This is a genomic window from Rhodoferax sp. AJA081-3, assembly GCF_017798165.1.
Classification (GTDB): Bacteria; Pseudomonadota; Gammaproteobacteria; order Burkholderiales; family Burkholderiaceae_C; genus Allorhodoferax.
The window spans coordinates 421,643-432,824 of the sequence record NZ_CP059068.1 but is presented as its reverse complement, the minus strand read 5'-3'; the positions used below and the strand labels follow the sequence as shown (position 1 = coordinate 432,824).

Annotated in this window: 12 protein-coding genes; 5 read left to right on the top strand and 7 right to left on the bottom strand. The window is 61.1% G+C overall.

The genetic code is table 11. The features are described 5' to 3' along the window. Positions 1-54: 54 nt before the first annotated feature. Entirely contained in the window at positions 55-1,857 is a 1,803-nt protein-coding gene (locus HZ993_RS02055; RefSeq protein WP_256440959.1) for a bifunctional UDP-sugar hydrolase/5'-nucleotidase, read from the top strand. Here the strand turns inward: HZ993_RS02055 and HZ993_RS02050 are convergent, their stop codons facing one another. Further along, positions 1,858-3,828 carry a bifunctional 2',3'-cyclic-nucleotide 2'-phosphodiesterase/3'-nucleotidase gene (locus HZ993_RS02050; protein ID WP_209395620.1) on the bottom strand — a complete coding sequence of 657 codons (1,971 nt, stop codon included), beginning with the start codon at positions 3,826-3,828 and terminating at the stop codon, positions 1,858-1,860. Positions 3,829-3,918: 90 nt separating this feature from the next. Between HZ993_RS02050 and HZ993_RS02045 the strand changes: the two genes are divergently transcribed. Continuing rightward, a complete protein-coding gene (locus HZ993_RS02045; protein WP_209395619.1) occupies positions 3,919-4,539 on the top strand; it encodes a chromate transporter in 621 nt (206 codons plus the stop codon). After that, entirely contained in the window at positions 4,536-5,132 is a 597-nt protein-coding gene (locus tag HZ993_RS02040) for a chromate transporter (protein WP_209395618.1), read from the top strand. The genes HZ993_RS02045 and HZ993_RS02040 overlap by 4 nt, the downstream gene beginning before the upstream one ends. A 4-nt stretch (positions 5,133-5,136) precedes the next feature. Here the strand turns inward: HZ993_RS02040 and HZ993_RS02035 are convergent, their stop codons facing one another. The 3 genes from HZ993_RS02035 to HZ993_RS02025 are packed head-to-tail and all read right to left on the bottom strand — an operon-like array spanning position 5,137 to position 6,988. Further along, positions 5,137-5,460 carry a hypothetical protein gene (locus HZ993_RS02035; RefSeq protein WP_209395617.1) on the bottom strand — a complete coding sequence of 108 codons (324 nt, stop codon included), beginning with the start codon at positions 5,458-5,460 and terminating at the stop codon, positions 5,137-5,139. A 45-nt stretch (positions 5,461-5,505) separates the two neighbouring features. Further along, the gene (rlmB, locus tag HZ993_RS02030; RefSeq protein WP_209395616.1) at positions 5,506-6,276 is read right to left on the bottom strand and encodes a 23S rRNA (guanosine(2251)-2'-O)-methyltransferase RlmB; all 771 of its coding nucleotides are present in this window, start codon (positions 6,274-6,276) and stop codon (positions 5,506-5,508) included. Between the two features lie 40 nt (positions 6,277-6,316). Further along, positions 6,317-6,988: an ABC transporter ATP-binding protein gene (locus HZ993_RS02025; RefSeq protein ID WP_209395615.1), complete on the bottom strand. Its 672-nt coding sequence runs from the start codon at positions 6,986-6,988 to the stop codon at positions 6,317-6,319. On the opposite strand from HZ993_RS02025, the gene HZ993_RS02020 reads away from it, so the two are divergent. Continuing rightward, positions 6,972-7,646, top strand: a complete 675-nt coding sequence (locus HZ993_RS02020; protein ID WP_209395614.1) for an arylesterase — start codon at positions 6,972-6,974, stop codon at positions 7,644-7,646. The two genes, HZ993_RS02025 and HZ993_RS02020, sit on opposite strands and share 17 nt — an antisense overlap. Then, entirely contained in the window at positions 7,643-8,734 is a 1,092-nt protein-coding gene (gene mnmH / locus HZ993_RS02015) for a tRNA 2-selenouridine(34) synthase MnmH (protein WP_209395613.1), read from the top strand. The genes HZ993_RS02020 and mnmH overlap by 4 nt, the downstream gene beginning before the upstream one ends. On the opposite strand, the gene HZ993_RS02010 is transcribed toward mnmH, so the two are convergent. From HZ993_RS02010 to HZ993_RS02000, 3 genes are all read right to left on the bottom strand, one after another. Then, positions 8,731-8,919, bottom strand: coding sequence for a hypothetical protein (locus tag HZ993_RS02010; protein ID WP_209395612.1), 189 nt, complete (start codon positions 8,917-8,919; stop codon positions 8,731-8,733). The genes mnmH and HZ993_RS02010 overlap by 4 nt on opposite strands. Before the next feature lie 35 nt (positions 8,920-8,954). Then, on the bottom strand, positions 8,955-9,806 hold the full coding sequence (locus tag HZ993_RS02005; RefSeq protein WP_245213789.1) for a DUF2189 domain-containing protein: 852 nt from the start codon (positions 9,804-9,806) through the stop codon (positions 8,955-8,957). Positions 9,807-9,893: 87 nt separating this feature from the next. Then, positions 9,894-11,099, bottom strand: a complete 1,206-nt coding sequence (locus HZ993_RS02000) for a PLP-dependent transferase (RefSeq protein ID WP_209395611.1) — start codon at positions 11,097-11,099, stop codon at positions 9,894-9,896. Positions 11,100-11,182 lie beyond the last annotated feature (83 nt).

Genomic DNA, 11,182 nt, shown 5'->3' with positions numbered 1-11,182 from the left:
TTGCAAAGAACTGCAATATACCCATTAAGTTAACCATATAGTCAGGAAAGTTTGGTGACAACTGTTGTATTCCAGACACCAATTTATGATCTAACGGCCGACGTCTGCTGCCACCCGCCAGCGACTCCCTTCTTTGGAGCAAACCCCTTGAAACCGCACCACCTCATTGCACCCTTTAAGTGCATTTTTACGTCCACTCTAGGGTTTTCCCTGGTCGCTTTGTTGACCGCTTGCGCGACGCCACCGCCCACCACTTTAGAGTCAACTCCCTCGACCATTGAGCTGAGTATTTTTTCGCTCAACGACTTCCATGGTCATATCCAACCCAAGTCCCCTACCCCGCTGATGCCACGTTTGCCGGACCCCAAAACGGGCGAAGTCAAACCACAGGCCGCAGGTGGTGTGGCTTACCTGGCCACCGTACTGAACGACCTGCGTGCACAGCGCAAGAACCATGTGTTTGTGGCGGCGGGCGATCTGCTGGGTGCGTCACCCCAACTCTCGTCCATGTTGAAAGACGAGCCCACGTTGTCTGCCTTGGGTGAATTAGGTCTGCTGGCCTCGTCTTTGGGCAACCATGAGCTGGACGCCGGCTTGCCCGAGCTGTTGCGCAAGACACGCGGCGAATGTGCCGTAGGTGGCTGTGTGTGGCCAGAGTTCAAAGGCGCCAGTTTTCCCTACCTGGCCGCCAACATGTTCGATGCCGATAGCGGCAAACGCATCTTGCCCAGCCATGTGATCAAGGACATTGGCGGTTTGAAGGTGGCCTTTGTGGGTGCCGTCACCCGGGACACCCCAAGGGTGATCAGCCCGCGTGCCATTGTGGGCTTGCGATTTGGCGATGAAGCGGACACGCTGAATGCCCTGGTGCCGGAGCTGCGCGCGGCCGGTGCCCAGGTGCTGGTGGCGATGATGCATGAAGGTGCCGTGCATGAGGGTGGTGCCAATGACCGCAGCTATGCTTGCCCCAGTTTGCAAGGCCGTGGTGTGGACATTGCCAAACGACTGGACCCGGCCTACGCCATCATCGTCAGCGGGCATACACACCAGGCCTACACCTGCAAAATCAATGGACGTTTGCTGGTGCAGGCCGGCAGTTTTGGCGGCTGGTTGACCGAGAGCCGTTTGAAGCTAGACACTACCGGGCGTGTATTGGAGGCCGAGGCCATCAACCACCCGGTGCTGCAGGGCGCATACGCACCCAACCCCGCATTTGCCGCCCTGGTCCAGCGCGCAGCCGCATTGACCACTGCCGCGCGTGAGAAACCGGTGGCCCTGCTCACACGCGGTGCGCAGCGCTCGGCCACAGCGCCTTTTGGCGATTCCCCCTTGGGCAACCTGGTGGCAGATGCCCACCTGGCGCACGGCAAGAAACATGCAAAGGCCGATATGGCCATGACGAATTCAGGCGGCATTCGCGCCGATCTCACCGTGGAACCAGGGCGCATGGTGACCATGAGTGACCTGTTTGCGATCCAGCCATTCAGCAACAATCTGATCGCCCTCACCATCACGGGAAGCCAATTGCAGGAGCTGATCCGCAAGGCATTGCCCAAACGTCCGGGCCCCGCATCTCTGCAGGTCTCGCACAACCTGCGCTACCAATGGAGCCAGGCTGCTGGCGCCGAGCCCGTGCTGGAATCCGTCACCTTTGAAGGCAAACCCCTGGATCTGGCACGAGACTACCGAGTGGTGGTCAATTCTTTCACAGCAGACGGTGGCGACAACCTCAGCGTGCTGCGCCAAGGGCGTGACCGCGCAACGCTGGGCATGGACATCGACGCGCTGGCCGAATGGCTGGCCGAGAACCCCAAGGCGCTAGAGCAGATCGAACCAGGTCGAATAGTTAAAAAGTAATCAGGGCAACAACTCGTACAGTGCAGAACCATCGCCGTTGTCTTTGACCAGTTTGATGCGGGGATGGTTCGCCAAGTAACGCTGCGCAGCACTGGCCGATGAAAAACCCAGGCGCACGCCGGGCACCGGGGTGATGCGCCAGTTGCCGTCGGCCGAGGGATTTACCTGTTTGTTGGCAGACAAGGTGTCCATCATGCGCAGGTATTCGATCAACACCTGGCGATTTTCATCCGGCGCCTCCAGCACAACCTTGCTGGCGTTCAGCCCCGGAAAATTACCACCTCCATAGGCGCGGTAGTTGTTGGTCGCCACCACAAACTTGGCATCCGGTTGCACCGGCTGGCCCTGGAAGCGCAGGTTCTTGACGCGGTGCGCGTCGGGCGCCACCAGTTTTCCATTGGTGTCATAGCGAGCGGCCTGCGTCACGTCGATCTCGTAGCTCACGCCATCCAGCGTGTCAAAGTTGAAGGAACGGAAGTTGGTGTCCAGCACGGACTGCATCGCCGCACCCTTGGGGTCAATCCGGTTGAACTGGCCGGCCGACATCTCTATCCATTCCTGCACCTCGGCGCCGGTCAACAGCATGGCTTTCAAGGTGTTGGGGTACACATACAGGTCGGCCACATTCTTGATGGCCAGGGGGCCCGCCGGTATGTCGGTGTAGTAATCCCAGCCCTGGCGACCACCGGTCTTGAAGGGCGCCGCGGCCGATAACACCGGGTACTTTTCGTAATCCGTGCCCTGCATGGCACGCTTCACATACGCGATTTGTGCATTGGCCACGATCTGCACCGACGGGTCATCTTCCACCTGCGCAAAGTAGCTGTAAATGGGGGCGCTGCTCACGGCCACCTTGTTGCGCACGAACTCCAGTGTGCCGGCCTGCACATCAGCTACCGTCTGGGCAACCAGGGGGTCGGCCGCGGCAAGGGATTTGCGTGCGGTCTTGTCAAAAATGGGACGGATGCTGGCCCTGCTGTCCACCACCTTCCAGCTGCCAGTGGTGTTGTCCAGCGTCAGGTCCACCACGCCCAGGTGGTCGCCCCAGCGCCCGGGCATGACAGCCGCCACGCCATTGATGGTGCCGCGCTCCAGGTTCACCTGGGGGTAGTCGGCAAAGGCCTTGCTGGGAAATTCGGCATGGGCGTGGCCAAACAACACCGCGTCAATGCCGGGCACTGTCGTCAGAATGCCTACGGCGTTTTCCGAGAACCGGGCCACGGGCCCTTTCTCAAACCCGGCGTGCGGAATGGCCACCACCAGTTGTGCGCCCTGGGCCCGCATCAGGGGCACGTATTTGCGGGCCGTCTCGACCACATCCCGCGCAACCACCCTGCCCTCCAGATGGGTCTTGTCCCACAACAGTATCTGTGGTGGCGCAAAACCGATGACACCCACGCGAATCGCGTGGCGTTTGCCCTCTGCATCCACCAGTTGGCGGTCCAGCAGCACATAGGGCGTGAACGCGTGTTGGGCCTTGTCGCCGTCCTTGTCGGCGTTGTCCACATAGATGTTGGCATTGACGTAGGGAAACGCGGCACCCTTGATGGCACGGCGCAAAAATTCCAGACCGTAGTTGAACTCATGGTTGCCAATATTGGCCGCGTCGTAACCCATCTGGTTCATGACCCGGTAGGCGGGGTGCACCTCACCCTCTTTCAGCGGTTTGATCTTGGCCACATAGTCACCCATGGGGTTGCCCTGCAGCAAATCGCCGTTGTCAAACAACAGGCTGTTGGGAACTTCGGCACGGGCCGCCTTGATCAGCGACAGCGTGCGGTCCAGTCCGTACTGGTCGGTAGATTTGTCCTGGTAGTAGTCGTAACTCAGCAGGTTCATGTGCAGGTCGGTGGTCTCCATGATGCGCAAGCGCACCTCGGCGGCCTGCACCACACCGGCCAGCAGGCAGGCAAAACCCACCAGTCCCAGGGTCTGCGCCGCGGCAGACATCTTTTTCAAACAAGAGCCCATTCTTTTCTCCTCTGCACTGCAGTGTTTTCAAGCATCCGCGACTGTAACCAATCTGACTACAAGGTCAGGTATTTCCGTTAAAGTGAGAGCATGACATCCCAGGAACCTGACCCGCAGCCTGCGGGCCTGGCGCAGCACCCGCGCCCACAATCCAAGACCGACCTTTTTGTCTCTTTCTCCATACTGGCCTTGCAGGGTTTTGGCGGCGTGCTGGCCATCGTGCAACGCGAGCTGGTCGAGAAAAAACGCTGGCTGACGCAGGAAGAGTTCCTGGAAGACTGGGCCGTCGCCCAAATCTTGCCCGGCCCCAACGTGGTCAACCTGTCGTTGATGATTGGTGACCGCTACTTTGGCTGGCGCGGCGCCTTTGCGGCGTTGGCGGGCATGCTCACCTTTCCGCTGGTGGTGGTGCTGGCCGTTGCAGCGCTGTTTGGCGGTATTGCCGACACCGCCGCGGCCCAAGGTGCCCTGCGCGGTATGGGGGCCGTGGCGGCGGGCCTGATCACGGCCACGGGCATCAAGCTGATTGGCACACTGAAAAACAATGTGATGGGGCTGGCCGTGTGCTGGGGCTTTGCAGTGCTGAGTTTTGTGGCCATCGCGCTCTTGCGCCTGCCACTGGTCTGGGTACTGCTGAGTGTCGGTGGCCTGGCCTGCATCTGGGCGTATCGGCAACTGGACAGCGCCCGGCAGACGCAGGGCACGCCATGACCGCCGCTTTTGCCGCTGCAGACTGGATGGCACTGCTGCTGCATTTCATGTCCATGTCCTTGCTGGCCATTGGCGGCGCCATCACCACCGCGCCGGGCATGCACGGCTACCTGGTCGATGAAAAAACGTGGTTGAGCGACAGCCAGTTCACCTCGTCCATCGCGCTGGCGCAGGTGGCGCCCGGACCGAATGTGCTGTTTGTGGCGCTCTTGGGCTGGAATGTGGGCATGAATGCCGGAGGTGGGATGGGTGCCGGCCCGCGGGCCTGGTGGATGGCGCTGGCCGGTGTGCTGGTCGCCATGGTGGGCATCATGTTGCCCAGCTCCACATTAACCTTTGTGGCCACACGCTGGGCCCACCAAAACCGGGAACTGCGGGCGGTGCGCGCCTTCAAGCAGGGCATGGCGCCCATCGTTATTGCCCTGCTGGTCGCCACCGGCTGGATTCTGGCGGCCAGCCACGGCAAGCCGCTGGAGCATTGGCATTTGTGGCTGGTAACGGTGGTGACCACCCTGCTGGTGTGGCACACCAAGCTGCATATGCTGTGGCTGTTGGGGGCGGGCGCCGCCTTGGGCGCCTTAGGATGGGTGTGACGGCTTAACGCGGGCTCTCGAAAAACACGTAGTTGCCCGCGTAGTCGCTGATTTCGAAGTACACCTTTTTCTCGCCCGGGTCGGCCAGCATGTTCAGGTTTTCATCCAGCACGCCATAACCAAAACGGTAGGGCCTGGGTTTGCCGTCCTCGGTACCCAGGGCGGTGGAGAGCTTGTCGATCTTGATGAAGCGGCGCACCAACTTGTCACCGGCATAGATCTCCAGCACGCCGTTGGTGCCGGTCCAGTTTTGGATATCGCGGCTGATCTTGTTCTGCTGCTCCTGGGTGCAAGCGCTTAAGAGAAATAGGGCTGTAGCCCCCGTCATTACTAGACCAAGTGCTCTTGATTTAATAGCGTCCATTTGCTACCCCTACACCGTGCGCTGGCGCAGTGCCTCGTACAGGCAGACGCCGCTGGCCACGGACACGTTCAGGCTCTCGACCGCTCCGCGCATGGGAATACTCACCAGCGCATCACAGGTCTTGGCCGTCAGCTGGCGCATGCCTGCACCTTCGGCACCCAGCACCAGGGCCACTGGGCCCTTGAGATCCGTCTGGTACAGCGTGGCGGGTGCCTGGTCGCTGGTGCCAATGATCCAGATGTTGCGTTCCTTCAGCTCGTTCAAGGTACGCGCCAGGTTGGTGACCATGAAATAGGGCACGGTCTCCGCCGCACCGCTGGCCACCTTGGCCACCGTGGCGTTGATGCCGGCGGCATGGTCCTTGGGGGCGATCACGGCGTGGGCACCGGCACCATCGGCCACCCGCAGGCAGGCGCCCAGGTTGTGCGGATCGGTGACGCCGTCCAAGACAAGAATCAGCGGTTGGGTGCGTTGTTCGACCGGCAACTCGGCATTGGCAGCCTCCAGGTCTTCCAGCAATTCGTCCAGCGAATGCACTTGGGCGATGGCCTGCACCTTGGCCGCGATGCCCTGGTGGCCGTGGCCGCCGCACATCTTGGACAGGCGAACTCCGTCGGATTCGATCAGTTTGACACCGGCCTCATTGGCACGGTCCAGAAAACTGCGCATACGGGCATCACGCCGCGTGGGTTCGAAATAGATTTCGATGATGGATTGGGGCGCTGTTTTGAGGCGCACGCCCAGGGCATGGAAGCCGAAGAGGACTTTGGGGGATGACATGGGGGGATTATCGCCGCCCTCGCCTGCCTCCATTCTGTCCTTAGACCACGCGGCCTGCTTCAATCGTGATGCGCCGGTCGCAGCGCGCGGCAATGGCCCGGTCGTGGGTTACCAATACCAGCGTTGTCCCCAACTCGCGGTTCAGTTCAAACATCAGCTCCATGATCTTCTCGCCGGTGGCAAAGTCAAGGCTGCCGGTGGGCTCGTCGGCCAGCAGCACGGCCGGGTGCACCACAAAGGCACGGGCCAGCGCCACGCGTTGCTGTTCACCCCCGCTGAGCACCTTGGGGTAAGACGACAGTCGCTGCGACAGCCCCACGCGGGCCAGCATGTCGGTGGCGGCCTGGCGTGCGTCTTTGCGCGCAGCCAGTTCGAGGGGCAGCATGACGTTTTCCAGAGCCGTAAGGTTGCCCAGCAATTGAAAACTTTGGAAGACAAAACCGACCTTGCTGGCGCGCAGGCCCGCCCGGGCGTCCTCATCCATCGCAAACAGGTCGGTGCCCGCCAAATGCACCGTGCCGGTGGTGGGGGTATCCAAACCGGCGATGATGGACAGCAAGGTGCTCTTGCCCGAACCCGATGCGCCAACAATGGCGGCGGTCTCGCGGGCTTTGAGCGCAAAATCGATATCGCGCAGAATCTCTAGCGTGCCGGTGGAATCGGTCACCGACTTGCAAACGTGTTCAACAGAAATAATGACTTCTTCACTCATAGGGCTCTCTTTGGTTCGTCGACACTGTATCGCGCTTGGCCTGTTGGCCGGGCTCGCGGGGTTTTTACCCGCAGAAGCAGCCCAGCCGCCGGCCCGCACACCCGCCACCATTCTGGTTGTGGGTGACTCCCTCAGTGCCGAGTATGGCCTCAAACGCGGCACCGGCTGGGTGGCGCTGATGGAGCAACGCCTGGTGCAGGAAAAGATTGCCGCCACCGTCATCAATGCCAGCATCAGCGGTGACACCACGTCTGGCGGGCGGTCACGTCTGCCGGCCCTGCTGGCCAAACACAAGCCCACCGTGGTCATCATCGAGTTGGGCGGCAACGATGCACTGCGCGGCCTGCCACTGACCATGACCCAAGACAACCTGCAGGCTATGACCCAGGCGGCCCAAGCCACCAAGGCCAAGGTGCTGCTGCTGGGCATGCAGATGCCGCCCAACTACGGCCAGGACTATGCGGATCGTTTCGCCGCGCTGTTTGCCACCGTTGCCAAGACCCACAAAACCGGCCTGGTGCCCTTTCTGTTGAAGGACGTGGCGGATGGTCCGGACGCGCTGCGCCTGTTCCAGAACGACCGCATACACCCGACGGAGGCCGCCCACCCCACCATACTGAACAATGTGTGGCCCGCCGTGAAAAAGCAGCTGTCATGAGCCTTCAAATACTGCCCGCTGCTGCGCTGTTGGCACAAATGGATGGTTTTGACACCATCATCGATGCCCGCAGCGAGAGCGAGTTTGCGCTGGACCACTTGCCTGGCGCAGTGAACTGGCCCACGCTGAACGACGAAGAGCGCAAGCTGGTCGGCACCATGTATGTGCAGGTCAACCAGTTCGAGGCCAAGAAACGCGGCGCGGCCATTGCAGCGCGCAATATTGCCAACCATATTGAGCGCGAGGTCATTGCCAAGCCCAAGGACTGGAAACCACTGGCCTACTGCTGGCGCGGTGGCAAGCGCAGCGGTTCGCTGTCTCTGATACTGGACCAGATCGGTTTCAGGGTCACCCTGGTGGAGGGTGGCTACAAGGCCTTCAGGGCGGCCATGCTATTGGACATTGTCGAGAAAGTGTTGCATTTGAATTTTCAAGTCGTGTGCGGCACCACCGGATCGGGCAAGACACGGCTGTTGCAAGCCCTTGCAGCGGCTGGCGCCCAGGTGCTGGATCTGGAGGCATTGGCGCGGCACCGCAGTTCGGTGCTGGGTGCCCTTCCCGGGCAGACACAGCCCACACAAAAACGTTTTGACACCCTGATATGGGATGCCCTGCGCCGGTTTGACCCGCTGCGCCCGGTGTTTGTGGAAAGTGAGAGCAAAAAGGTGGGCAATGTGTCCGTGCCAACCGCTCTGGTGGAGCGTATGCGCGCCAGCCCCTGCTGGGACCTGACATTGCCCATGACCGAACGTGTGGCCTTGTTACTAGAAGACTACGACTTCTTTGTCAGGGACAGCGCGCACTTCTGCGAACGCCTGGATGTACTGGCAGACTTTCGCGGCAAGGCCGTGGTGCAGGCATGGAAAGACCAGGTCGCCGCGGGCAATTTTGCGCCAGTCGTGCAAGACCTGCTGACGCAGCACTACGACCCGGTGTACCTGCAATCCATGCAGCGCAATTTTGTGCAGTACCCACGGGCTATGGCCATTACGCCGGGGGACCGATCACTTGCGTCGATGGGTGAACTGGCGCAGCGTATGGTGCAAGACATGGGGGCTGTGCAGCCCCCCGCACCGGTGCAAACTTAACCGCCCTGTGGGCCGGGTGCCGCCCCCTCATCCGCAGGGGATGTGGTGTCACCGGGCCCGGCCATGCCGTCGTCGCCAGGGCCGTGGGCTTTGCGCTCATTCTTCTCCTTGAGCTTTTCTTCTTTCTTCTTCTTCTTTGCCAGTTCTTTCTGACGTTTTTCGTAGCCGTAGTTGGGTGTTGCCAAGGTGTACTTTCTGTTGTTGGCGACACTTTACCACCTCAGCCCCCAGCAACTGCCGATTCAGCGGGCCAGGCCACACTGCCGCGGTAGGCATGCCAGCTTGCGTGACCCAGCCAGGGCCCCACCACCAACAAGCCTAGACTCCAGGGCAACAACATGGCCAACACCACCAAGGTGGTCAGCAACAGGCCCCACAACACCATCACGCCGGTGTTGTTGAACACGACTTCCAAGCTGGTGATAGCCGCAGAGATGGCATCGGTATCCCGATCCAAAATCATGGGGATAGACACCACCGCGGTAGAAAACACCAGCATGGCAAATGCACCACCCACGGCGGCATAGGCGGCTACAAACTCCCAATTCTGCGGGTTGAACACCGCCTGTAATACGCCCGTGGTGGACGGCATGCCGGTATTAAAAAACACCGCGAACACCACCAGTGATGCCCTGCCCCACAACAGTTCCAGAACCACCAGAACCAAGACCAGCAGCCCCATGCTGGCCAAATGGCGATCCCAACAGGTCACAGATGCCCCAAGCTCTGGCGCAATGCCCAGCTCACGCCGGCGGCTCACTTCGTACAAACCCATGGCCAGAAACGGCCCCACCAGCAGGCAGCCCGAGGCGATGGACATGGTGTATTCGGGTTTGGCGCGGAACACCGCCGCCAACACTATGGCCATGGTGCAGAAAGCCACACCATAAAAGGCAGCGATACCGGGGTGTGCCAGCAGGTCGACAGCACCTTTGCGCAACCAGACAAAGGGTTGGCCCCAGGTGAGCGCAACAATGGTCTTGCGCGGTGCGCCGGAGGGTGGTGGCACATAGGGCGCAGGCTGCATGGCCTGCGTCTGCTCCATGTGGTCTGTGGTGTCTGTGCTCTGCATGGCCGACAGCTTAAAGTGGCTGTGGGCCTTTGCCTACTGAGGAAAACGCGCAGAGCCTGCGCGGTGCAGGCGCTGGTTAGGCAACACTCAGCGCAGGACGTTCAACGCCTGTGTGATGTCGGTCTGCAGATCGGCCACATCTTCCAGACCCACCGAGAAACGAACCAGCGTGCCGGGCAGCAAGTGGCTGGGCCAACCCGAACGCATGCTGTCCAGATCGTAAGGCACCACCAGGCTGATGGGGCCACCCCAGCTATAACCCAGGCGGAACAGCCTGAGTGCGTTACAAAATGCATCGGTCTGGTCCCGGGTGAACCGGGCATCCAAAATCACACTGAACAGCCCTGCTGCCCTGCCCTGCGCTTCTCCGCACAGGGCCATCCAATGGGCATGGCCTGGCGACTCCTGCAGGGACGGGTGCAAGACCTGTACAAACTCGGGCTGGGTCTGCGCCCAGGCTGCCAGTACACGTGTGGCGGCGTCGTGGGCGCGGTAGCGCAGTGCGATGCTCGGCAGAGAGCGCAGCACCAGTTCCACATCGTTCATACCCACACCTAGGCCAAAGCGCATGTGGGTGAGCTTGAGCTTGAGGTGCAGACCGGCATCCCGCGTGATGACGCTGCCCATCAGCACATCGCCACCACCACTGGGGTACTTGGTCAGGGCATGGGCCGAAATGTCCACACCCACCGCTGGGCTGGCGCCTGGCACCAGATCAAACGGGGCAAAGGCAAGGCCTGCACCCCAGGTGTTGTCCAGCGCCGTCAAGACCTTGCGTCGCTGGCAGATGTGCACCAGCTCCACCAGATTGGGAAACTCCAGCGTGACCGAACCCGCAGCCTCCAGCCAGACCAGCTTGGTGCGGCTGGAAATCTGGGCTTCCAGATCCTCGGGGTCCATGGGGTTGTAATACTGGTGGGTGATGCCCCAGCCCATCAACTCGCCTTCGACCAGGGTTTTGTTGGGGCCGTACACGTTGTCGGGCAACAGCACCTCGTCGCCGCTCTTGAGCAGCGACAGGGCTACCAGACCCAAGGCGGCCAGGCCACTGGGCACCAGCAGGCACTGCTTACCGCCTTCCAGCGTGGCCAGACGCTCTTCCAACGCATAGCTGGTGGGCGTGCCGTGCAGGCCATAGGTGTAGGCGGTTTTGTCCTTCCACTCGCGGCTGCGCATGGCGGCCACGGTCGGGAAAAACACGGTAGATGCCTTGAAGACGCCCGGCTGCGGGGCCTCAAAACCTTCCGGAGGAACGTACGGGTGGTGGATGAGGTTGGTGGTGGGGTGGGTCACGTGAAAGTCCGTTCTCTTTGGGTGTGACGTAGCGTAGCGGGCGCGCCGCAGAAGGGATAGCGCCAAGGCCTCAGAGGCGCTTC

Excerpts from the sequence above, each read along its gene's own strand:
- HZ993_RS02025 (WP_209395615.1), bottom strand. The coding sequence starts at position 6,988 with ATGAGTGAAGAAGTCATTATTTCTGTTGAACACGTTTGCAAGTCGGTG.
- HZ993_RS02020 (WP_209395614.1), top strand. The coding sequence starts at position 6,972 with ATGACTTCTTCACTCATAGGGCTCTCTTTGGTTCGTCGACACTGTATC.
- HZ993_RS02050 (WP_209395620.1), bottom strand. The coding sequence starts at position 3,828 with ATGGGCTCTTGTTTGAAAAAGATGTCTGCCGCGGCGCAGACCCTGGGA.
- HZ993_RS02045 (WP_209395619.1), top strand. The coding sequence starts at position 3,919 with ATGACATCCCAGGAACCTGACCCGCAGCCTGCGGGCCTGGCGCAGCAC.
- rlmB (WP_209395616.1), bottom strand. The coding sequence starts at position 6,276 with ATGTCATCCCCCAAAGTCCTCTTCGGCTTCCATGCCCTGGGCGTGCGC.
- HZ993_RS02005 (WP_245213789.1), bottom strand. The coding sequence starts at position 9,806 with ATGCAGAGCACAGACACCACAGACCACATGGAGCAGACGCAGGCCATG.
- mnmH (WP_209395613.1), top strand. The coding sequence starts at position 7,643 with ATGAGCCTTCAAATACTGCCCGCTGCTGCGCTGTTGGCACAAATGGAT.
- HZ993_RS02035 (WP_209395617.1), bottom strand. The coding sequence starts at position 5,460 with ATGACGGGGGCTACAGCCCTATTTCTCTTAAGCGCTTGCACCCAGGAG.
- HZ993_RS02040 (WP_209395618.1), top strand. The coding sequence starts at position 4,536 with ATGACCGCCGCTTTTGCCGCTGCAGACTGGATGGCACTGCTGCTGCAT.